This is a genomic window from Flavobacterium branchiicola (assembly GCF_018383905.1).
Classification (GTDB): domain Bacteria; phylum Bacteroidota; class Bacteroidia; order Flavobacteriales; family Flavobacteriaceae; genus Flavobacterium; species Flavobacterium branchiicola.
Genome location: NZ_JAGYWA010000007.1, coordinates 82,783 through 106,812, shown reverse-complemented (window position 1 = coordinate 106,812; position 24,030 = coordinate 82,783). Strand labels below are relative to the sequence as shown.

Genomic DNA, 24,030 nt, shown 5'->3' with positions numbered 1-24,030 from the left:
AAATATGCTTTAAAGAAATTTATAACAAACAACTTCTTAAAATACTAACCGGATGCTGAGCCTCGCGACTTGTACCATCATAAATTTGATGGCGACAACTTGTTCCTGCTGCAGCGATTTTTACGTTTTCGGCTGTGGCACGCACTTTTGGGAATAGCGTATCTTCTCCCATTTGCATACTTACTTTATAATGTTCTTTTTCATAACCAAAAGAACCCGCCATTCCGCAGCAACCTGAATTGTAAATCGTAACCGTATTATTTTTAGGCAGATTCAGCATCGCGAAAGTCGCTTCAACAGAACTTAATGACTTTTGATGACAATGTCCGTGAATTTTAATTTCTTTCGTTTCTTCCGAAAAAGAATCCGCTTTGATTTTTCCGTCAACGATTTCTTTTTTAAAGAATTCCTCAATCGTAAAAGCATTTCCTGCTAATTTCTCCGCCGCTTCTTTATCATCCGCCAAACGCAGGTATTCATCTCTAAAAGTCAAAATTGCCGAAGGTTCAATCCCAATTAAAGGTGCATTACCCGCAACCAAATCTTTAAAAACCCTAACATTATGATTGGCAATTTCTTTTGCTTCTTCCAGAAAACCTTTAGAAAGATACGTTCTTCCGCTTTCTTCATGATCTATAACCAAAACCTGATAACCAAGTTTCGTCAATAATTCAAAAGCATCAATTCCGATATTTACATCATAATAATTCGTGAATTCATCCACAAACAAATACAATCTTCCGTTCGGGAAATCAGCCGTTTTAGGTTTATTATTGGCGTACCATTTTCTAAACGTCTTTTTAGCCAGTAACGGAACTTGTCTTTCAGGCGCAATTCCCATTGTTTTCTTCACCAAAGCCTGATTCGAAATAAAATTCGTAATCGCCGGGAATTTACTTCCCATTTTATTCAGTTTGGCGTTGTTGGCAAAAATTTTATTTCGGGTCGAAAATCCGTTTGCTTTTTGATATTGATATAAAAATTCCGCCTTCAAAGTTGCTACGTCCACGTTACTCGGACATTCGCTTGCACAGGCTTTACAGCTTACACACAACTCAAAAACTTCGTATAATTCTTTCTGGTCAAATTTATTTTCTTTCTCAGAATACGTCAAATATTCACGCAACGCATTGGCTCTCGCACGCGTTGTTTCCTTTTCATTTTTCGTCGCCCGATAACTCGGACACATTGCTCCTCCTGCCGATGGCAATTTTCGGCAATCTCCCGAACCGTTGCATTTTTCGGCAGCACGCAAAACACCCATACTGTCTGAGAAATCCTGAAACGTTTTAATATCCGGTTCTACTCTACCTGAAACGACACGATGGTTTTCGTCCATTTTCAACGCATTTACAATCTTCCCGATGTTCAAAACCGAATTTGGATCGAATGCCAGTTTCAACCTTTTCAGCAACTCATAATTTTTATCGCCAATCATAAACGGAATAAACTCACCGCGCACAATTCCGTCGCCGTGTTCCCCGCTCAATGAGCCTCTGTATTTTTTCACTAAATGCGCCACATCGGTCGCAATGGTTCTGAATAACTTTAAGTCAGAAGTTTTCTTCAAATTCAAAACCGGACGCAAGTGTAGTTCTCCCGCACCCGCATGCGCATAATAAATCGCTTCCTGACCGTGACTCAACATCATTGCCGAAAACTCTGCAATATAGGCTGGTAAATCGCTCAACTCAACCGCTGTATCTTCAATAGAATCTGCTGCTTTGTTATCGCCTACAATACTTCCTAAAAGTCCAAGACCTGCTTTTCTAAGTTCGTTGGCTTTGTCAATATCGGGACCATAAATTTTTACTTTGGCATAACCAAAATTATGTTTATCCAGATCAGCAATTAAATCATTGGCTTGTTTTTCGGCATCTTCCAGCGTATGTGCTGCTACTTCAAACAACATAATTGCTTTAGGTTCGCCTACTAAAAAGAAACGGTTTTTAATGTGTTCACGATTTGTTTTCGTACAATCCAAAATCGTATCGTCGATCATTTCGCAGGTATACAAATGATGTTTCATTGCCACAACTACAGATTCCAGCGATTCCTGAATAGTATGATAATGTCCTACCACCATAATATTATGAACCGGAGGTAAATCGTCTACTTTTAGCGTAACTTCTGTCGTAAAAGCCAAAGTTCCTTCACTTCCGCAAAGCAGTTTTCCTAAGTTGATAGTAGGTTCAGTTCCGCCAAATAAATCTGATTTTAGCAGAATATCAACCGCATAACCTGTATTTCTGCGGTGAATTTCCGGTTTCGGAAACTCTTTTACAATTTCGTCCTGCGCTTCTTTTACAGAAAGCTCATCGTAAATCGTTTTATATATTTTATTTTCTAAAGTATCCCCTTTTGTTTTTTCTATAAATTCTTCAGCAGTCAGATCTTTAAAAACCACTTCAGAACCGTCGCTCAAAATTGCTTTTACCTCAGCAATTTTATCACGCGTTACACCATATCGAATCGAAGTTGTTCCCGAAGAATTATTTCCCACCATTCCACCAATCATCGCGCGGTTTGATGTAGAGGTAATGGGTGCAAAAAATACACCATGAGGTTTTAAGAATAAATTCAGCTCATCGCGAATTACACCAGGCTGAACCGTAACGGTTTTCTTTTCTGCATCAAACGAAATGATTTTAGTAAAATGCTTCGACACATCAATCACCAGTCCGTCTCCTACCGCCTGCCCTGCCAATGATGTTCCGGCAGTTCTTGGCGTAATCGAAATATTATGTTCTGCCGCAAACCGAATTAATTTCGCAATATCTTCGGTCGTTTTAGGCACCGCCACTGCATTTGGCCTTATTCGGTACACCGATGCATCAGTAGAATAAAGTGTTTTGTTAAGCTCGTCGTATAAAAGTGTACCCTCGAGAGTACCTGCTAATTGCTCTAAATGAGATTGGGTCAACATGGAAGTGGTGCTTTTGTATAATATATTCTGAAAATACTCGAACAGCAAATATAAAAATATAGCAGTGTAAATTGATATAAATTGTGATTTTATCCAAACTTAGCAGAAGATCTTACAAAATTCTAAGAGAATCCTGTAAAGCATTCCACTTTTAAAATCTCTAATTTCAAGATTTTACCAACATTACAAAACCAATTGTCACCCTGAGCGAAGTCGAAGGCTTGTGAAACCATCAACTTCTCGGTTTTTGAATTTGGAATTTGCTTTATTGGAAGTTGAAATTTTTTAGGAGCTATTTCCTGCTGTCCTTCCAAATCTTTTGTGTCTCGTTCGAAAAACGAGACACAAAAGGATTTTCCCTCCCATCAGGGCTAGGGCATTCGGTTTCAAAAGAAGAAATTGGCAAACATTTACACAACAAAAATCTGCAACCTTGTCCTTTCGCGCCTACAATACAAACCCGACAGGTTTTTAAAACCTGTCGGGTTTATTAAATCAAAACATAAAATTTTCCACAGATATCACTTCAATCTTGTCATTTCGACGTAAGGAGACCCGAGCGATAGCGAACAGGCGAAGCAAATCACACGCGGGATTACGCAAAGAGAATCGTCAATCTTGGTCGAGTTTCTAGTGTGATTTCTCCTTACGTCGAAAGGACAAACTATATGGAAATTTACTTGACAATTGGAAAACTGTCGGAGATAATTATTATCAAGATATGGTTTCTAAATTTCAATTAGATTAATTCTCAAACAAAAAACGATTCCTCAACAATTCTATAACATTTAAAAACACAACCAAAAGAAGTTCCCTCTATTCCCTCAATAGTTAGCCAATCTAAAATTCCTTTATTTATAAGCTTATACAATTCATATTCTATATAATCTTCAGTGTAATTTAATTTTTGATATTCGGGATGAGTTCTTATAAATTCAGAAAATTTCCATTGTGAAAATTTAATTTCATCTACTGTAATATCATACTCATAACTAACACTGTCTTTTTTGGCAGTGCATCCGCTTCCGTGAAAATAATATTCAATTCCGTCAATTGAACCTATTCGTTCAAAAAAGGTTCGAGAAAACGAACATGGATTTATGTCTTGTTGGTATTTATCTTTCAATAAAGCCTCAAAGCTTCTGATAAATGTAATGTAGTCCTTTAAGATTTTTTCTATCATAATTTGTAGCTCAAATCTATATCTAAAAATTTTATTTTCCAAAGAGACTTCTCCAATCTTGTCATTTCGACGAAGGAGAAATCACACGCGGGATTACGCACAGAGAATCGCCAATCTTTGTCGAGTTTCTAGTGTGATTTCTCCTTCGTCGAAAGGACAAACTATATGGAAATTTACTGGGGTTTATTAAATCTAAAAATTTTATTTGCAAAGACATTCCTCTCAATCTTGTCATTTCGACGAAGGAGACCCGAGCGATAGCGAACAGGCGAAGCAAATCTCCACACGCGGGATTACGCACAGAGAATCGCCAATCTTTGTCGAGTTTCTAGTGTGATTTCTCCTTCGTCGAAAGGACAAACTATATGGAAATTTACTGGGGTTTATTAAATCTAAAAATTTTATTTGCAAAGACATTCCTCTCAATCTTGTCATTTCGACGAAGGAGAAATCACACGCGGGATTACGCAAAGAGAATCACCAATCTTTGTCGAGTTTCTAGTGCGATTTCTCCTTCGTCGAAAGGACAAACTATATGGAAATTTACTGGGGTTTATTAAATCTAAAAATTTTATTTGCAAAGACATTCCTCTCAATCTTGTCATTTCGACGAAGGAGACCCGAGCGATAGCGAACAGGCGAAGCAAATCACACGCGGGATTACGCAAAGAGAATCACCAATCTTTGTCGAGTTTCTAGTGCGATTTCTCCTTCGTCGAAATGACATACTACATTGAAATTTACTGGGGTTTGCTAAATCTAAAAATTTTATTTGCAAAGACATTCCCCCCAATCTTGTCATTTCGACGAAGGAGAAATCTCCACACGCTGAGCACGCACTGTTCTAGAGTTTCTTGCGAAGATTTCTCCTTCGTCGAAATGACAAACTATATGGAAATCTGGCTGAATTTGTCTTTTCTCAAAATAACGTTTTATATTTACCATGCAGATTTATTCGCTGCAATAAATACTATTGTTTTCCAAACAATATAAATATAATATTTTTCTTACTTAAAATATTTTTTTGATATCTTTACAATCCTAAACACAAAGAAAAATGATATCAAAAAAACTTTTGCCCGTGCGGTATGGTGGCGGTATTGGAAACAACTGCAACGCACTTTGTGGCGTAGGACACCTTAGCTGTGCGGGTTCTTTTCCTAAACACAAAGATTATGAGTACCAACACAATCTCAAAAGAAACCGAAATCAGACTTTTGAATTTTTTCAACGACAGAATCGGACCTGTTGAAATGGCTAAAACTCTTAGACAAGTAAATCTTTCACTTGCACTAGGCGTTATGAGCGAAGATGAAACACTTCATAGTGAAATCTCCAAATTGAAAGACAGTTTATACTGGCTCAATGAATTAGCAGAAACTTTAAATCCTTATTTGGATTTGGAGTAAGAATTTTAAAGAGAAACCTCGATTTTAAAAAAGTCGAGGTTTTTTATTTAATTACTGCCAAAAAGCTCTCGCTAACGCATTTTTTCAATTTCATTTCAAATTATCAAAAAATGCATTATTATGCATTATTAACTAATTTTTACAAAAAAACGACATAATATTGCAGTTTTTAAAAAACATTTTATACATTAGTCTTTCTAATTATTCTATTACTACATTATAAAATGTAATTTTAATTGTAATTTAAACTTTTGTCTTATGTTTCAATCCTTTAAAAAAATCGCTTTTATTTTATTTTTGACTATTTGCAATCTGTCCAATGCGGGTTGTTCTGTAAAAATCAGCGAAAATAAAACCAACAGTATCAGTAGCGAAATCAAAACAGGAGCTGATAATTTCGAGAAATATATTCCTTTATTAAAAGGCAAAAAAGTAGGTGTTGTCACCAATCAAACGAGCATTCTATCTAATAAAACACATTTGGTAGATTTTTTACTGGAGAAAAAAATTAGCATTCATACCATTTTTGCACCGGAACACGGATTTAGAGGAACTGCCGATGCGGGCGAACATGTCGTAGATGGAAAAGATGCCAAAACCGGACTTTCAATTGTTTCGCTTTATGGAGACAACAGAAAGCCTAAAAAAGAACAATTAACCGGAATTGATATTATGGTTTTCGATTTGCAGGATGTTGGCGCGAGATTCTATACCTATATTTCGTCTTTGCATTATGTGATGGAAGCTTGCGCAGAAAATAATATTCCACTCATTATTTTAGATCGTCCAAATCCAAACGGAAGTATTGTTGACGGGCCTTTGCTGGAAAAAGAGTTTACAAGTTTTGTGGGCATGCACCCAATTCCAATTTTACACGGAATGACAATTGGTGAATATGGTCAAATGATTAATGGTCAAAAATGGCTTAAAAACGGTATACAATGCAAATTGACTGTAATTCCTTGTTCTAATTACAAAAGAGACATGCCGTACAGTCTCCCTGTAAAACCTTCACCCAATCTCCCGAACGATCAGGCAATTAATCTATATGCAAGTTTATGTTTGTTTGAAGGAACAAATGTGAGCGTTGGACGTGGAACTGAAAAACAATTTCAAATTTATGGTTCTCCTTTTTTAACTAAAGGAAGTTTTTCTTTTACGCCGAAACCAAATTTTGGTGCAAAAGATCCTGTTTATAACGGACAGGAATGTTATGGAGAAGATCTTTCTGCGGCTTCAAAAGTAACGCAGTTTGAATTGCATTGGTTATTAAAAGCGTATCAAAATACGAGTGATAAATCTAAATTTTTCATTCCCTTTTTTACCAAACTGGCAGGAACAAAAAAACTACAGCAGCAAATAGAATCGGGAGTTTCAGAAAAAGCCATTCGCGATAGCTGGAAAAAAGATTTAGACGCTTTTAATAGTATGCGAAAAGCGTATCTGATTTATTAAATAAAATATGTTGGGTGCAATTATTTTTAACACATAGCTATGTTTGTTAATGCAAGTGAAACGCCTTTTTATAGACAAAAAAACTATGTTACTATGTGTTAAAAAAGTTTTTTTTTAATTGCACCCAACGGGTTAAAGATTACCCCATAAAAAAGATCAACAGCATTTAATCAAAAAAATATCGGTTTTAAAAATCCACAAAAAAAAGAAAAATGAATAATAAAAATCCTGAAACTGAACAAGAGTCTTTATACAAAGACTTGGATCAAATGAGTGTGAAAGAACTCCTCACCAACATTAATACAGAAGATAAAAAAGTACCGGATATTATCGAACAACAGATTCCGAAAATTGAAAAACTGGTAAAAGCAATCGTAAAAAAAATGCAACTGGGCGGAAGATTATTTTATATTGGAGCCGGAACTTCGGGACGTATTGGGATTTTGGATGCATCAGAATGTCCGCCAACTTTTGGTGTTCCGCATGATATGATTATCGGGATTATTGCCGGCGGTGACACAGCGATTAGAAAAGCAGTTGAAAATGCTGAAGACGACACGGAACAAGCCTGGAAAGATTTAGCTAAATTTGAGATTTCAAGTCTGGATTTTATTATCGGAATTGCAGCTTCAGGAAATACGCCTTATGTTTTGGGCGCTTTGAAAAAAGCGAAAGAACACAACATAAAAACAGGAAGTATTTCCTGCATTAGCAACGGACTTATAGCGCAGGAAGCAGATCATCCGATTGAGCTAATTGTTGGTCCGGAATTCCTAACCGGAAGTACGAGAATGAAAGCCGGAACTGCTCAAAAACTGACTTTGAACATGATTTCGACTTCTGTAATGATTAAACTCGGAAAAGTAAAAGGAAACAAAATGGTAGACATGCAATTGTCTAACGAAAAACTGGTAAAACGCGGCATCAAAATGATTATGGAGGAACTTGGAATTGAATATGAAATCGCCGAAGAATTACTGCAAAAACATAAAAGTGTACGCGCCGTATTATTAGATCACAACAGCAAAAAATAAACTAAATTTTTAAATCTCAGCCAAATGTCATCAACCACAATTCTAATTTTCATATTTGTATATTTTGGTCTTCTACTTTTAATTTCTAATGTAATTAGTAAAAAAGGACAAGACAATGATTCTTTCTTTAAAGCAAATAAAAATTCTAAATGGTATTTAGTTGCTTTTGGTATGATTGGAACTGCGCTTTCCGGAGTAACTTTTATTTCGGTTCCGGGTGAAGTAGGTTCGCCAAACGGAGAACAATTCAAGTATTTTCAGTTTGTTTTAGGAAATGCAATAGGCTTTATCATCATTGCAAAAGTCCTGCTTCCACTCTATTACAGAATGAATCTGACCTCGATTTACAGTTATATCGAACAACGAATGGGAGTTAAAAGTTATAAAACTGCCGCTTCTATATTTTTAGTAAGCAGAACGGTGAGTTCGGCATTTAGATTGTATTTGGTTGTGATTGTTTTACAGCGTTACGTTTTCAACGATTTTCACATTCCGTTTCCCGTTACAGTACTTTTGGCTCTGATGCTGATTTTCTTATACACGTTTAGAAGCGGTTTAAAAACTATAATTATAACAGACACTTTACAAACCTTCTTTTTAGTAAGTTCTGTATTTATCACTATTTATTTTGTTTGTGACAGTTTAAATTTAACTGTTCTTGAGTCGGTTTCAACCATTCAGAAAAGCCAATATTCTAAAATCTTTTTCTTTGATGATTTCTTCACCAGCAAATATCATTTTGTAAAACAAATTTTAGGAGGAATGTTTGTTACCATTGCAATGGTTGGACTGGATCAGGATTTAATGCAAAAAAACCTGAGCTGCAAAAACATCGGCGAAGCACAAAAAAATATGTTCACTTTTACGGGGATTTTTGTTGTAATCAACATTATCTTTTTAAGCTTGGGTGCTTTATTATACATCTATGCCGAAAAAAATGGGGTTTCAATTCCTTTAGATACAGCGACAAATAAACCAAGAACCGATTTACTTTTTCCTGAAATTGCCTTAAATCATTTGTCTATTGTTCCGGCATTTGTTTTCCTTTTAGGAATTATCGCCGCTACTTTTGCCACTACAGATTCAGCCTTAACGGCTTTAACAACCTCTTTTTGCGTCGATTTTCTCGGAATGGATAAATCTGAAAACCAAGACAACAAAAGCAATGTAACCAAAAGACACTGGGTTCATTTTGGGTTTTCAATATTACTTTTCGTAGTGATTATTATTCTGAATTCATTTAATGATGCCTCGGTAGTAGCTTTAATTTTCAGGGCAGCATCGTATACTTATGGTCCATTATTAGGATTATATGCATTTGGATTATTACAAAAATCGCGACTAGTAAACGACAATCTGATTCCGTTAATCTGCATCATTTCTCCAATTCTGACTTATTTTTTAAGTGAATATTCGGCACAATTATTCGGTTATACTTTTGATAATGAATTAATCATCATCAACGGATTATTTACTTATATCGGAATTTATTTTACAAGCAAACGTTCCAGCGAACGAATCTCTTTTTAATTGCTCAAAAGCTATTTCATGAAAAATGCCCTTATAAAAACAGGATTGTTTGCAGTTATGCTTTTTTTTATCATCAATTGTGGTGTTTCTAAAAAAAACAAAACTGTTGTGGTAAAAAACCAGCCTGTTTCTACTCAAAACAAAGAAGTTTACACACCAAAAAACAAATTAGAAAAGAAACCTTTTGTTAAAGATTGTGATGCCGAAAACCGCTGGACAGATAGCATTTACAGCAAAATGACACTGGATGAAAAATTAGGACAGTTGTTTTTTGTTTCGGCCTATTCTAATAAAGATTCTGTTCATGTAAATAAAATAAAAGATTTAGTGTCCAATTATAAAGTGGGCGGCGTAATATTCTTTCAAGGCGGACCGGTTCGTCAGGCGAAATTAACCAACGAATATCAGGCAAAAGCAAAAGTTCCGTTGTTTATTGGTCTTGATGCCGAATGGGGATTAAGCATGCGTTTAGATTCTACTTACGCTTATCCATGGAATATGACTTTGGGCGCAATTCAGAATTTAGATTTAATTGAAAAAGTAGGACGAAATATGGGAAGCGAATGCAAAAGAATGGGAATCCATTTTAACTTTGCTCCTGTTCTCGACATTAATACCAATCCGCTAAATCCTATTATTGGCAATCGTTCTTTTGGCGAAAGCAAAACAAATGTTGCCAACAGAGCGGCGGCAATCATGAAAGGAATTCAGAGTCAGGGCGTTTTATGTACCGGAAAACATTTTCCAGGACATGGTGAAACCTCAGCAGATTCACACAAAACACTTCCTACGGTTTCTTCGACCAAAGAACATATTGATGAAGTGGAATTATATCCTTACAAACAACTTTTTGATGAAGGTTTAGCTTCTGTCATGGTCGCGCATTTGAATATTCCGAGTTTAGAATCCCGCGAAAATATACCGTCTTCTGCTTCTTATGCGATTGTAACAGAATTGCTTCAAAAACAATTGGGCTTTGACGGATTGATTTTTACGGATGGTTTAGGAATGAAAGGCGCAAGTAATTTTAAAGGCGTTGGCGATCTTGAACTGGCGGTTTTACAAGCTGGAAATGATATTTTCCTTTGTCCGGATGACGTTCCGCTTGCTCTGGAAAAACTAAAAACTTTTTATACCAATGGAGAAATTACAGAAGAACGTCTGGCGCATTCGGTTAAAAAAATTCTTCATTATAAATTTAAAGCTGGTTTAAATAAATACAAACCAATTGATCTTCAAAATTTAAAACAAGATTTAAACAGCCCGGAGAAAGATGCACTACAATATACTTTGTATGAAAATGCGGTTACGGTTTTAAAAAATGAAAAAGACATTCTTCCGATCAAAAATCTGAATCAGAAAATCGCGTATGTAAAACTGGGAGAAGATGTAAACAGTGATTTTGTTTCCACTTTAAAAAAGTATACCAACATTACAGAAGTTTCGAATACCAATATTGATTCTTTAAACGCAGAATTAAAGAAATACGATTTGGTAATTGTGAGTTATCATAAAGTAAATAAAGCTTGGGAAAAACAGGATTTTAATTCCAATGAATTGTTTTGCCTCAACAAAATAGCCGAAAACAACAAAGTAATTCTGGATGTTTTTGCAAAGCCGTATTCATTGCTTTCTATTCAAAATTTTGATGCTATAGAAGGATTAGTTGTTTCATATCAAAACGCTCCTATTTCTCAGATTGTTTCTGCCGAGATTTTATTTGGAGCAAAAGATGCCAAAGGAAAATTGCCGGTTTCGATTAATGATAGTTTTAAAGTAAACGACGGTTTAATTACTGAAAAAATAGATCGTTTAGGTTTTGAAACACCTGAAAATGTTGGAATGAATTCAGCCATTCTTTCTAAAATAGATGCCATTGCCCAAAAAGCAATCGATGGAAAAATGGCTCCGGGAATGCAGGTTCTGGTTGCCCGAAAAGGAAATGTTGTTTTTCAGAAATCATACGGATATCATACTTATACTAATGATGTAAAAGTTTCAAATACCGATTTGTATGATGTGGCTTCGATTTCTAAAATGATTTCTACGCTTCCAAACGTGATGCAATTGTACGATAAAAACAAAGTTACGCTAGATACAAAACTGGGAACGATGCTGCCGTTGTTTGCAAAATCAAACAAAAAAGACATTTCGTTTAAGGAGTTACTAAATCATTATGCGGGCTTAATTGCGTGGAGTCCGTTTTATAAATCGACTATAGATGCCAAAGGTTTTCCGCTTGAAAAATATTACCGAAAAATTCAGGAGAAAAATTTTACTACCAAAGTTACCGACAGTCTTTTTATTCGAAATGATTATCATGATACCATCATGAAATTTATTGCTGACTCGCCTGTTGCAACCAAAAAAGAATACAAATACAGCGATTTTACTTTTATTATTTTGAAGGAATATCTGGAAAGAATGACGCATCAAAAATTGGAAGATTTAAGTCAGGAAAACTTTTTCAATTCTATCGGAATGAATTATACAACCTACAATCCGTTATTGAAATTTGATCGAAATGTTATTGCTCCTACTGAAATTGATACGTATTTCAGACATCAGCTTATTCAGGGTTACGTACATGATATGGCTGCGGCTATGGAGGGCGGAGTTGCAGGTCACGCCGGAATTTTCTCGAACGCTCTGGATGTCGCTAAAATGATGCAGCTTTTTCTGCAAAAAGGAAGTTATGGAGGCGAACGTTATTTTTCTGAGGCTACATTTGACACCTTCAACACTTGTTTTTATTGTGCACAAGGAGTTGAACGCGGTTTAGGTTTTGACAAAAGATTAGGAAAAGATGGTCCGACTTGCCAATGTACTTCGGCTTCGAGTTTTGGGCATACGGGTTTTACGGGAGATATGGCCTGGGTTGATCCGGCAAATGAAACGGTTTACGTGTTTTTATCTAACAGAACCTATCCGGAAGTTGGTGAAGAAGGAAATAAACTGGCGAAAGAAAAAATTCGCGAGGATATTCAGAAGATTATTTATGAGTCTATCATTAAATAATGGTTGCTAAGCAAATATTCTAACACATAGAGACATAGATTATTTAAACTCAGAATAAGGCGTTTCACTCGCATTAACAAACATAGCTATGTGTAAAACTCTGGATTTTTATAATAATCTGTCCCTGTTTTTTCAAACAAAAAACTATGTTTCTATGTGTTAAAACATTTTCGCACCGCTATCAACAAACTTTTTGATTTTAGGGCTTTTAGGATTTAATTCCGTAACAATGGCATCAATTTTATCAAGACCACAGACTTTATGCGGCATGGTACCATTTATTTTATCTGAAGTTGCTAAAACAATTATTTTATTTGAAGCGTTTATCATTTCTTTTTTAATCACCGAAACTTCATAACCCATTTCTGTTAATCCTTGATTTACATCCAGACTACTCACGCCAAGAAAGCAAACATCGGCCTTAATTTTAGACAAAACCTGAACTACATCTATACCAATAGTAACCATCGCCTTTTTTTGCAGTTTTCCGCCAATAAAAATCAACTCGATATTGGGATGTTGAGACAATTGCATGGCGATTGGTAGACTATAAGTATATATTGTGGCGGTAAAATCTATTGGAATGAGTTTGCAAAAAGACAAATTGGTAGTACCACCACTCATAATAATGACCTGACCTTCACTAAGAAATGACAAGGCTTTTTTGCCTACAGCCATTTTTTTATCTTCATTAATAATCGTAATATCAAATACATTTTTAGACTTGTCTTTTACAAGAAAAGCACCTCCGTATACTTTATCAATAAGTCCTTTATTGTGTAATTCATTAAAATCCCTGCGTATAGTATCTTCAGAAATATTAAGTTCTAAAGCCAAATCAATAGTATTGATTTTTTCTACATTATTAAATTTACCCAGTATAAATTGATGTCTTTCTTTTTTTAGCATTTTAATTTTTTAATAAATTTAAAATTAACGCATTACGCAAATCAACATCAAAAATATATTTTTCAGAAATCGACTTGCGTATCAAATATAAATAAAAAAAACATAAATAAATGCGTTATTATGCATTTTATTATAATTCAAACAAATAAATTGCATAAACTGGCATTATTTAAAAATTATTCCTATTTTTAGATTCTCTAACCAATCAAATATTTTAAAATGAAAAAACTGTTATTTATTTTATTTGGAATTATTTTATTTGCGCAGCCCATTTTTGCACAAACAAAAACCGTAACCGGAACAATTAAAAGTGAAACAGACGGACTTTCTCTACCAGGAGTATCAGTTCTGATCGATGGAACTTCTAAAAGTACCGTAACCGATTTCGATGGAAAATTTAGTATCACTGCAGACGAAAATGAAACGCTTGTTTTTAGTTTCGTTGGATTTGCTACTAAAAGAGTTAAACTCTCCGCAGGCACTTCTGTTGTTAATCTTAGAATGGTCGAAGAACTTAATACACTTTCTGAGGTTGTAGTATTAGGATCCACCGTTCGTGCCACTCGTAAAGAGCTTGGTAATGCAGTGACAAGTCTAAAAGCCGAAGATTTAGTAAAAGCCCAGCCAGTTGGTCTTACCAGTGCTTTGCAAGGTAAAATTGCTGGTGCACAAGTTTCTCAAAACTCAGGTGATCCGGCGGGAGGTTTCAGCATCAAACTTAGAGGAACTTCTTCTATTTTGGGATCTTCAGACCCTTTATATGTTATTGATGGTGTAATTTTAAATAATGCTACAACTAACGTAACCAACTTAAATGTAACGACAGGAAATTCTAATATGCAGATTGGTCAGAACAGATCTTCGGATATTAATCCTAATGATATTCAAAGCATTGAAGTATTAAACGGTGGTGCTGCTGCCGCTATTTACGGATCGAGAGCTGCCAACGGAGTTGTTTTAATTACAACTAAAAAAGGTGTTGCCGGCGAAACAAGATACACGTTTGCAACCAGCGTCACTTCAAACCATATCAGAAAAAAAATAGACATGAATATGTCTGATAAACAATTCGTGAACAGTTCGCCAGCTTTATTCCCAATTCAGGGAAATCCGGCGAGTCCAACTACAGTAAATGTCTTAGGAAGAAACCTTGAGACAAGAACTATTGGCGTACAACGTTACGATTATCAGGATGATATTTTCACTACCGGAGTTGGTACAGATACTTATTTCTCTTTACAAGGTGGAGATGACAAAACAAAATATTTTGGATCACTTGGTTATTTATCAAATGAAGGAATCATCAAAAACACCGATTTCAAGAGAATTGGTGCTAAATTAAGATTGAAACATGATTTCAATTCTAAGTTATCTGCAACCGTTGGATTGAATTATGTAAACTCAAGTTCAAACGAAAAACCGGATGGAAACGTTTTCTGGAGTCCGATAAACTCTATTAATATTACCAACAATACTTATGATATTAATCAAAGAGACATAAATGGTAACTTATTGCCTGTTGACCCAAACAGAATCAATCCGCTTTCTATTATAGAAACATTCAAAATACAACAAAATACAGATCGTATTATTTCAGATCTTCAGTTGAATTATGTTCCTTTTAAAAACTTTAATGCCGATTTAATTTTTGGTCTTGACAATTACAACCAAAGAGGAAATGTATACATTCCAAGATATCCTTACACGGTAAATCCTGCGTATTACAATGATGGTTATGTTTCTGAAGCAACAAACAGAGTCGTACAATTTAACAACGATTTGAACTTAAGATATCTTTGGAACATCAATGATATATGGAAATCTACTACTTACGGAGGTTACAACGTTCAAACTTATCGTGACGATTTTGGCGCTATTGAAGGCCGAAACTTAAAGCCATTTATTGAAACTATTAATGCTTTTAATACTTTACTTCCGGGTTCACCAAGCGCAAGTCAGTCCAAATATAATTTATGGGGTTATTATCTACAGGAAACTATTGGATTTAGAGACCGATTATACATGACTTTGGCAATCAGACAAGATGCTTCGACTATTTTCTCGAGCGATAACAGATCTCAGTTTTATCCAAAAGCGAGTGTAAGTTATGTTCTTTCTGATGAAAAATTCATGCAAGGAATTCATGAGGTTGTAAGTTCTGTGAGATTAAGAGGATCTTGGGGAAAATCAGGAAGTTTAACCGCTATTAAACCTTATGCACGTTTTACAAATTATTCTACAGGAACACTTTTAGGAAATAGCACCTTTACAATGGAAGGACTTAAACAAGGAAACTTAGATTTAAGACCAGAGCAAAGTGTTACGTATGAAGTTGGTGGAGATTTTGGTTTTATCAAAGATCGTTTAAACTTATCGTTTAGTTATTACAATGCCGATATTGATGATTTATTATTGCCTGTTCAATTAGCAGCTTCTGAAGGTGCTACAAACACAATCAAAAATGTTGGACAAATGAACAACAAAGGGTACGAAATCAATCTTAAATATGATGTAATTAAAAAAGAAGATTTGCATCTTGATGTTTTTGTAAACTATAGCAGCAACCGAAATAAAGTAACTGGATTACCTCAAACTCGTTTTAAACTGGACAGTAACTTAGCGGGCGCACCGGTATTTGTTGAAATGGACAAACCAATTGGAATTTTCTACGGAACTTATTTTGCGAGAAATGCTGACGGAAGTTTATTACTAACACCTACAGGATATCCGCAAACAGAAAAAGGAGATGTAAACACAGGAACTCCACAAAGAGATGCATCTGGACAACCTACAGGAACTATTCTGAACAAAGAAATTGGAAATCCAAATCCGGACTATATCATCGCATTTGGTGCCAATATGAATTACAAAAAATTCGGTTTATCTGTGTTATTTGACGGCGTACAAGGTGTTGACGTTTTTGATGCCGATTACAGAACAAGACAAGGTGTAGGATCTGGAACTTTGGTTACAAAAGAGCTTAACGGAGAATTGCCACGTGGTTACATCTGGTCAGTTTATAATGTAGAAGAATTTAGAGTGGTTGACGGAAGCTATTTAAAATTAAGAGAAGTTTCTTTAAACTATTCTTTCGGAAAATTAAATAATTTCTTTGATGATTTAACGATTACAGCAAGTGGAAGAAACCTTATTTCATGGGATAACTTTACTAGTTTCGATCCGGAAACCAATTCTGGCGGACAATCATCTGTTGCGAAATATAATTTTGGAACAGTGCCAATTCCTAGCTCGTATACTTTAGCTGTAAAAGTTCAATTTTAATCTAATAAAAATATTATGAAAAAGATATTCATCCCTATAGTAGCCCTTTCATTACTTTTTATCGGTTGTAATGAAGATTATTTAGACCCGACCAAACCATCTCAGGAGCTAGTTTTTGGAACCAGAGACGGACTTATTGGTGCGGCAAACGGCTTACAACAACTTTGGACGATCGACAGAACAAGTCCGGTTTATAATACTATTACCGGAAACGGTTTTACAACAAAAGAATTACGATTGCTAAACGCTGGAAACGTTGACGAAGGTGAACTTTCTATTGGTGGCGGAGTTCTTTCGACAAAAAATAACGTCGTAAATAATTTATGGTCACAATGTCTTGTGATTAAATCCGAATCTCAAAAAGTAATTGATCATGTTGATGTTTTAACAACAGAAAATGAGAAAGCAAGTGTTCTGGTACATGCCTCTATTTTTAAAGCAATGGCCATCACAACTCTTGTGCAATATTTTCAGTCTGTTCCGTTAAAAACAGGAAAAAATGCCACTTTTGATACCAGAGCTGATGTATTAGCCGAAGCCATTAAAATCCTAAAAGCGACAGAACCTTTATTGGATAAAGCGACCGGGTTTTCAGGTTTAGTAGCCGGTATTAATTATAAAAATACCGTTTATGCACTTTTAGCCAGAACGTATTTAATGGCGGGAGACTATGATAATGCAATTACTTATGCCGGAATGGTTGATCTTTCTGCTAAATCAGTATTTGCTTTTGATCAGATTAGCCCTAACCCGATTGCTTATATTTCGATTACAACAAACAATGTATTTCAGCCTGTTGATTTAACTTTGGGATTACCAGCAGATTTAGCACCAATAAGTTCTGACGGAAGATTGAATTTTTACATCAAACCAGGTTCTAACCCAACAACTGCAACCGGATTTTTTGATTCGAATTTAAAACCAATACCATTATACTTACCTGGTGAAATGATATTGATTAAAGCGGAAGGATATGCAAGAAAAGACAATTTACCACAAGCAGTTATAGAATTAAACAAAGTTCTGACTAAAACTGCCGCAGGAGATACTTACGGAATTGGAGCTAATCTTGCGCCTTACGCAGGAGCAATTACAAAACCAGCAATTCTGACTGAAATTTACAGAAACCGTTGTATCGAAATGTACATGTCAAGCTTAAAACTGGAAGACAGCAGAAGATTTGAGCGCCCGGGTGCAAGTACACCAACAGCCGAAAGAAACCGTGACTGGTATCCTTATCCGGATTCTGAAAGAAACAATAATACAAACACTCCGCCAGATCCGGCAATATAAAATAATAAAAATGGGGGCGTATTTTATGTCCCCATTTTATTAAATAATAACTCGTTGGGTGTAATTATTTTTAACACATAGAAACATAGATTATTTTTCATATCCCTAAAAAGATTTAAAAAAGAAACTAGTTTCTAACACATAGCTATGTTTTTTAATGCAAGTGAAACGCCTTTTTTATAGATAAAAAAACTATGTTTCTATGTGTTAAAAGAGTTTTTTTTAATTACACCCAACAGGTTAAATAATAGTATTTGAATTTAGAAATAATTCATAAATCTACTTTTCATGAACAAGAATATCACCGCACTTTATCAAATTGCGCAAAAAGAAACCCGAAGAATTATTGGATTAATGTCTGGCACATCTCTGGATGGACTTGATATTGCTTTATGCGAAATTTCAGGATCCGGAGAAAATACCGAAGTAAAAATCATTCAGTTTGAAACCATTGATTATTCCGAAGAAATTAAAACTGAAATTCGTAAAGTATTCGCCAAAAAAGAAATTGATTTCCAACATCTGGTTGTCCTAAACGAATGGATCGGTTTGCTGCATGCCGAAATGATTAATACGAGTTTAAAAAAATGGAATATCACTTCTGATTCAATCGATTTAATTGCATCACACGGACAAACGGTTTTACACGCTCCGAAGTTTTTGCATCAGCTGGAAAAATTTCCAAATGCTACTTTACAAATTGGCGATGGTGATCATATTGCAGTTAAAACCGGAATTATAACATTATCCGATTTCAGGCAAAAACATATTGCAGCTGGTGGCGAAGGGGCTCCATTGGCTGTTTATGGCGATTATTTTTTATTCGGAAAAAAAGGCGAAAACCGAATTATGCTTAATATGGGGGGGATTGCTAATTTTACCTTTTTACCCGCTTCATTAAATGCCGATGAAACTTTTGTAACCGATACCGGAACCGGAAATACTTTAATTGATCTTTTTGTAAAGCATTATTTCCCCGAAAAAAGCTATGATAAAGATGCTGAAATTGCCAAACAAGGAACAGTAAATCCGATTCTATTAAACAATCTAAAAGACAATTCTTTTTTTCAGCAGGAATTTCCAAAAACAATCGGACCGGAACTTTTTGGTGCCGAATATGTAGAGGCTGCTTTGAAAAAAAGCAAAATTGAAACCATTTCTGCTCCGGATTTATTAGCCACATTATCCCGTTTTACAGCTGAAACCATAGCAGAAGCCATTCAATATGCCGTAAAAAATACCTCAGCCTCAATTGAAGATTTTAAAATCTATATGTCCGGCGGAGGCACAAATAATCCTTTAATCGTAAGCTGGCTGAAAGAATTACTGCCTTACCAGTTTTATAAAAGTGATGATTTAGGAATTTCAAGTGATGCCAAAGAAGCCGTGTTATTTGCCATTTTAGCCAATGAAACAGTAGCCGGAGGAGATTTTAATTTCGGATCACAAAAAATTCCATCCATTACAATGGGAAAAATTTCCATGCCGGATTAGTAATATAATTTTACATTTTAGTGCACTCAAAAAACAAACACATAGAAACATAGATTTTTATTTAAAAAAGAGTGCTAAAAAAGAAATATATTTCTTTCACATAGCTTAAACTATGTTTATTTAAACAAGTGAAACGCCTATATTTTAGCTTACAAAATCTATGTCACTATGTGTTAAAGAAATTACACACAACTGATAAAACAAACTACAAACAAACCAAATCTAATTACAAAACCAACCCAAAAATGAAAGATCGTATAATTTCAGTCGATGTATTAAGAGGACTTACCGTCTTATTAATGACATTAGTAAACAATCCCGGAAGCTGGAGCTATGTCTATCCGATATTAGATCACGCAAAATGGAATGGTTGCACTTTAGCCGATTTAGTGTTTCCGTTTTTCATTTTCATTGTCGGAATTGCCGTTCCTTTGGCAATGCCAATTAAAAAAGACAATGCCGAAAACGTTACTAAAATTATTACCCGATCGTTGCGTATCTTTTGCTTAGGATTATTTCTAAGCTATTTTTATTCGATTCATTTCATGGGTTTACAATCCGGAATTCTCCTTTTATGCATTCGCTTATTTTTCACTTTTTTAGTTGGTTATGCCTTAATTGGTGATTTTAAACCCAAAACAAAAACCATTTTAGCCGTTACAATTTTTATAATTCTGATTGGTTTAGCCTACAGCGGATATGAAAATTTTGCCAAAATAAGATTGTTAGGCGTTCTACAAAGAATTGGTATTGTTTACTTTTTTGTTTCGATTATCTATTTAAAAACCAATATAAAAACGCAGGCCATTTTAGCTGCTTCTATTTTATTGGGATATTGGGCAATAATGACACTGATTCCTGTTCCTGGTATAGGGCATCCAAATTTGGAAGTTGGAACCAATTTTGCATCATGGCTTGACAGTGTTTTACTTGAAAACCACATGTACATCGAAACCAAAACCTGGGATCCGGAAGGTTTACTAAGTACATTACCCGTAATAGGAAACGGTTTAATAGGTTTATTAATTGGTCAGCTATTAATTCAGCCAATACCAAAAATAAAAATCAATAAAATAATGGCCGGCATAAGTTTGATATTGATTCTTTTGGGTTTATTATGGGCTTTAGTTTTCCCTATAAATAAATCCATCTGGACCAGTTCTTATGTTTTGTTTACAGCAGGTTTGGCTTTATTATTGCTTTCTGTAATATATTATATAATTGATGTTTTAGGATACAAAAAATGGACAACCTTTTTACTTACCTGGGGAGTAAACCCAATGATTGTATTCTTTGTTTCCGGAATTTTGCCACGTGCATTAACGATGATTAAAATTCAGGATCCTCAAAATATATCAGACACAATCAACGTTAGGGATTATGCTTACAATTTTTGGATTAGTCCGCTTTTTGAAAATCAGCTGCTTTCATCCCTCACCTATTCTATAATTTATATAGCATTATGGAGTTGCGTACTGTGGTATTTTTATAAAAAGAAAATGATTTTTAAAGTCTAAATTCTTAAGGAAAACCATAATTATTATTGTAAAATTTAAATTTCTTATAATCATCTAAAAAAACTATTTTTGGTTTCTGTTAAAAAACATTGAAATGCATAAAAGTCAGTATCTAATATTCTCAATCCTATATATTCTTTTCTTTCCTGTACTAGCCAAAGCGCAGGAAAACACAATGCACCCAAAAAATGAATTTAGAGGGGTCTGGATTGCCACCGTTGTCAATATCGACTGGCCAAAAACAAGTGTTGATAATGTAGAAAAAGAAAAAGCTGATTATTTGGAAATTTTAGAAGCTTATAAAAAATTAAATTACAATGCCGTAATTGTTCAGGTTAGAAGTGTCGGAGACGCTATTTATCCTTCAGATTTGGCACCATGGTCCCGTTTTTTAACCGGAAAAGAAGGCCTGGCTCCAAACCCTTATTACGATGCATTAGCCTGGATGATCGAGCAGGCACACGCCAGAGGTTTTGAGTTTCATGCGTGGCTAAATCCTTATCGTGCTACTTTCGATTTGAATAAAAACATTTTAAGTCCCGGACACGATCTTTTCAAACATCCGGAATGGATGATCGAATATGGCGGAAAATATTATTACGATCCTGCTTTACCTGAAGTTCAGGAACATTTAACAAAAGTGGTAAAAGAAGTTGTAGATAAATATGACATCGATGCCATTCATTTTGATGATTATTTCTATCCTTATACCGTTCCCGGGAAAAGTTTTAACGATACCGCTTCATTCAAAAAATACGGAGCAGGTTTAAGCCTTTCAGACTGGCGTCGCGCTAATGTGAGCAATTTTGTACACACGATTTCGACAACTATTAAAGCCAGTAAACCTTGGGTTCAGTTCGGAATTAGCCCTTTTGGAGTTTGGCGTAATAAATCGGTAGATCCAAGAGGTTCAGAAACACAATCAACATCAAATTATGACGATTTATATGCTGATCCGGTTTTATGGATGGATCAAAAATGGATCGATTATATCCTACCTCAATTGTATTGGAGTATGAATAATCCTCGCGCTTCTTATTCAAAATTAGTAAAATGGTGGTCCGAAAACTCCAATAACACCGCTATTTATATTGGTCACGCATCATACAAAATCAGAGGTGATGGTGATAAAAGCTGGAATTTTATGAATGAAATTCCAACTCAGATTGATTTTGCCAGAAGTTTTAAAAATGTTTCCGGAAGTGCTTATTTCAGTTCAAAATGGTTCATGGGTAAAAACTTAGATGTAGTTCGTCATTTAGAAGAAAATCAATATAAATATCCTGCTCTTCCTGCAGCGGTACCAAACTTAAAACATGTAATTATTGATACGCCTCAAGTTTTGGAATACTCTAAAGACAGTATTAAATATACCTTTACAATTAAAAGTCCGCTAAATACAAATGTTCGTTATATGGTTATTTACGGAGGTGATCATGTTTCGAAAATTGACATTAACGACGCTACAAAAATTGTGGAGAAAGTAACCGTAAAAGAAGTTGACGGAAAAATTACATTCTCAGTTGCTGGAGGAAAATTAAACTTATTTAAAGCCTGTGCCGTAACTTTTATCGATTACTACGCAAACGAGAGTACACCAACTGCAATAGATCTTAAAAAACCATTCAAAAACTATATACCAGCCCAACCAAATGAAAATAGATAATAAACCATGGTTTTGGATCCCGCTTCTTAATTTCGCTTCCGGATTACCGTATGCTATAATTATCTCTGTTTCGGTTTTGATGTATAAGAAATTAGGAATTGATAATGAATCTGTAGGCTTTTATACAAGTCTTTTTTATCTACCGTGGGTAGTTAAACCTTTATGGAGTCCATTTATCGATGCGCATGGTACCAAAAGAAAATGGTTTTTATCGATGCAGATAATAATTTCTCTCATCTTTTTAGTTATTGGATTTACAATTCCTTTAAATAATTTTCTAACCTTAAGTCTTGCATTATTTACAATTGCTGCTTTTGCTTCTGCTTCAAATGATGTTGCAACTGATGGATATTATTTATTAACATTAAAACCTGAAGAACAATCTTTTTTCTTAGGTATTAGAAGTACATTTTACAAACTAGCAGGACTTACCGGAAGTGGTCTTATGGTACTTTTTGCTGGCCATTTAGAGAACAAATATCATGATAATGCCAAAGCTTGGTCTTATACAATGATTTTCGTTGGTTTGATAATGACCTTCATTACAGTATATAATTTTTTTGCTACTCCAAAAACAGAAGAAAATAACATATTAGACAAAAATACTATTGAGCACAAAAGTTTTACTGAAGTCTTTGCAACTTTTTTTAAAAAGAAACAAATCGGATTAATTTTAGCTTTCATTCTTGTCTTTCGCTTAGGAGAATCTCAATTACTAAAAATGTTAAATCCATTTTTAGTTGATCCGAAAAGTGTTGGCGGAATGGCTTTAAAAACTGAAGACGTAGGGATTATTTATGGAACATTAGGAATTACAGCATTAACTATTGGTGGAATTCTAGCCGGAATTACCATATCAAAACATGGCCTTACTAAATGCATGTTTCCAATGTTTTTAGCAATGCATCTTCCAATTATTGGATTTGTGGGATTGGCGCATTTCCAACCAGTAGAATTTTTTCATTTCCATTTAAACTTATATTTTTTCGAGTTCGATTCTAACCTTAATCTTTATACTTCTATTGTAGTTATAGCAGAACAATTTGGTTACGGTTTTGGTTTTACTGCTTTTATGATGTATTTAATTCATGTTGCCGAAGGAGAATCAAAGACCGCACATTATTCTCTTGCAACCGGTTTTATGGCAATGGGAATGATGCTTCCGGGAATGCTGAGCGGTTTTATTCAACAATATTTAGGCTATCAAAACTTCTTTGTTTGGGTTTTGATCGCTACAATTCCAGGTCTTATTTTATCACGTTTTTTAACTTTCCCAAAAGATTTTGGGAAGAAATCAGAAGAAGTTTAAACCCC

14 protein-coding genes are annotated in these 24,030 nt (G+C 34.8%); 11 read left to right on the top strand and 3 right to left on the bottom strand.

Annotation, left to right across the window (positions count from 1 at the left end; genetic code table 11):
* Positions 1 to 19: 19 nt before the first annotated feature.
* The gene (locus KHA98_RS17780) at positions 20 to 2,926 is read right to left on the bottom strand and encodes an FAD-binding and (Fe-S)-binding domain-containing protein (protein WP_213259238.1); all 2,907 of its coding nucleotides are present in this window, start codon (positions 2,924 to 2,926) and stop codon (positions 20 to 22) included.
* A 751-nt stretch (positions 2,927 to 3,677) separates the two neighbouring features.
* Complete coding sequence (locus tag KHA98_RS17775) at positions 3,678 to 4,109, bottom strand: DUF6896 domain-containing protein (protein WP_213259237.1); 432 nt, start codon at positions 4,107 to 4,109, stop codon at positions 3,678 to 3,680.
* 1,175 nt (positions 4,110 to 5,284) lie between these two features.
* Here KHA98_RS17775 and KHA98_RS17770 point away from each other — a divergent pair.
* From KHA98_RS17770 to KHA98_RS17750, 5 genes are all read left to right on the top strand, one after another.
* Complete coding sequence (locus tag KHA98_RS17770) at positions 5,285 to 5,518, top strand: hypothetical protein (RefSeq protein WP_213259236.1); 234 nt, start codon at positions 5,285 to 5,287, stop codon at positions 5,516 to 5,518.
* Positions 5,519 to 5,776: 258 nt separating this feature from the next.
* Positions 5,777 to 6,973: an exo-beta-N-acetylmuramidase NamZ family protein gene (locus KHA98_RS17765; RefSeq protein WP_213259235.1), complete on the top strand. Its 1,197-nt coding sequence runs from the start codon at positions 5,777 to 5,779 to the stop codon at positions 6,971 to 6,973.
* Between the two features lie 212 nt (positions 6,974 to 7,185).
* A complete protein-coding gene (murQ, locus tag KHA98_RS17760; protein WP_213259234.1) occupies positions 7,186 to 8,007 on the top strand; it encodes an N-acetylmuramic acid 6-phosphate etherase in 822 nt (273 codons plus the stop codon).
* Positions 8,008 to 8,031: 24 nt separating this feature from the next.
* Positions 8,032 to 9,537, top strand: coding sequence for a sodium:solute symporter (locus tag KHA98_RS17755; RefSeq protein WP_213259233.1), 1,506 nt, complete (start codon positions 8,032 to 8,034; stop codon positions 9,535 to 9,537).
* Positions 9,538 to 9,555: 18 nt separating this feature from the next.
* On the top strand, positions 9,556 to 12,555 hold the full coding sequence (locus KHA98_RS17750) for a glycoside hydrolase family 3 N-terminal domain-containing protein (protein ID WP_213259232.1): 3,000 nt from the start codon (positions 9,556 to 9,558) through the stop codon (positions 12,553 to 12,555).
* A 159-nt stretch (positions 12,556 to 12,714) separates the two neighbouring features.
* Here KHA98_RS17750 and KHA98_RS17745 read toward each other — a convergent pair whose 3' ends face one another.
* The gene (locus KHA98_RS17745; protein ID WP_213259231.1) at positions 12,715 to 13,464 is read right to left on the bottom strand and encodes a DeoR/GlpR family DNA-binding transcription regulator; all 750 of its coding nucleotides are present in this window, start codon (positions 13,462 to 13,464) and stop codon (positions 12,715 to 12,717) included.
* A gap of 219 nt (positions 13,465 to 13,683) precedes the next feature.
* On the opposite strand from KHA98_RS17745, the gene KHA98_RS17740 reads away from it, so the two are divergent.
* From KHA98_RS17740 to KHA98_RS17715, 6 genes are all read left to right on the top strand, one after another.
* Positions 13,684 to 16,746: a SusC/RagA family TonB-linked outer membrane protein gene (locus KHA98_RS17740; protein ID WP_213259230.1), complete on the top strand. Its 3,063-nt coding sequence runs from the start codon at positions 13,684 to 13,686 to the stop codon at positions 16,744 to 16,746.
* Between the two features lie 15 nt (positions 16,747 to 16,761).
* Entirely contained in the window at positions 16,762 to 18,039 is a 1,278-nt protein-coding gene (locus KHA98_RS17735; protein ID WP_213259229.1) for a RagB/SusD family nutrient uptake outer membrane protein, read from the top strand.
* Between the two features lie 288 nt (positions 18,040 to 18,327).
* On the top strand, positions 18,328 to 19,533 hold the full coding sequence (locus tag KHA98_RS17730) for an anhydro-N-acetylmuramic acid kinase (protein WP_213259228.1): 1,206 nt from the start codon (positions 18,328 to 18,330) through the stop codon (positions 19,531 to 19,533).
* Between the two features lie 245 nt (positions 19,534 to 19,778).
* Positions 19,779 to 21,050, top strand: a complete 1,272-nt coding sequence (locus KHA98_RS17725; RefSeq protein ID WP_213259227.1) for an acyltransferase family protein — start codon at positions 19,779 to 19,781, stop codon at positions 21,048 to 21,050.
* Between the two features lie 94 nt (positions 21,051 to 21,144).
* Complete coding sequence (locus tag KHA98_RS17720; protein ID WP_213259226.1) at positions 21,145 to 22,716, top strand: glycoside hydrolase family 10 protein; 1,572 nt, start codon at positions 21,145 to 21,147, stop codon at positions 22,714 to 22,716.
* Positions 22,703 to 24,025: an MFS transporter gene (locus KHA98_RS17715; RefSeq protein ID WP_213259225.1), complete on the top strand. Its 1,323-nt coding sequence runs from the start codon at positions 22,703 to 22,705 to the stop codon at positions 24,023 to 24,025. Before KHA98_RS17720 ends, KHA98_RS17715 begins: the two co-directional genes overlap by 14 nt.
* Positions 24,026 to 24,030 lie beyond the last annotated feature (5 nt).

Coding starts and splice junctions, on each gene's coding strand:
- KHA98_RS17780 (WP_213259238.1), bottom strand. CDS start 2,926: ATGTTGACCCAATCTCATTTAGAGCAATTAGCAGGTACTCTCGAGGGT.
- KHA98_RS17775 (WP_213259237.1), bottom strand. CDS start 4,109: ATGATAGAAAAAATCTTAAAGGACTACATTACATTTATCAGAAGCTTT.
- KHA98_RS17770 (WP_213259236.1), top strand. CDS start 5,285: ATGAGTACCAACACAATCTCAAAAGAAACCGAAATCAGACTTTTGAAT.
- KHA98_RS17765 (WP_213259235.1), top strand. CDS start 5,777: ATGTTTCAATCCTTTAAAAAAATCGCTTTTATTTTATTTTTGACTATT.
- murQ (WP_213259234.1), top strand. CDS start 7,186: ATGAATAATAAAAATCCTGAAACTGAACAAGAGTCTTTATACAAAGAC.
- KHA98_RS17755 (WP_213259233.1), top strand. CDS start 8,032: ATGTCATCAACCACAATTCTAATTTTCATATTTGTATATTTTGGTCTT.
- KHA98_RS17750 (WP_213259232.1), top strand. CDS start 9,556: ATGAAAAATGCCCTTATAAAAACAGGATTGTTTGCAGTTATGCTTTTT.
- KHA98_RS17745 (WP_213259231.1), bottom strand. CDS start 13,464: ATGCTAAAAAAAGAAAGACATCAATTTATACTGGGTAAATTTAATAAT.
- KHA98_RS17740 (WP_213259230.1), top strand. CDS start 13,684: ATGAAAAAACTGTTATTTATTTTATTTGGAATTATTTTATTTGCGCAG.
- KHA98_RS17735 (WP_213259229.1), top strand. CDS start 16,762: ATGAAAAAGATATTCATCCCTATAGTAGCCCTTTCATTACTTTTTATC.
- KHA98_RS17730 (WP_213259228.1), top strand. CDS start 18,328: ATGAACAAGAATATCACCGCACTTTATCAAATTGCGCAAAAAGAAACC.
- KHA98_RS17725 (WP_213259227.1), top strand. CDS start 19,779: ATGAAAGATCGTATAATTTCAGTCGATGTATTAAGAGGACTTACCGTC.
- KHA98_RS17720 (WP_213259226.1), top strand. CDS start 21,145: ATGCATAAAAGTCAGTATCTAATATTCTCAATCCTATATATTCTTTTC.
- KHA98_RS17715 (WP_213259225.1), top strand. CDS start 22,703: ATGAAAATAGATAATAAACCATGGTTTTGGATCCCGCTTCTTAATTTC.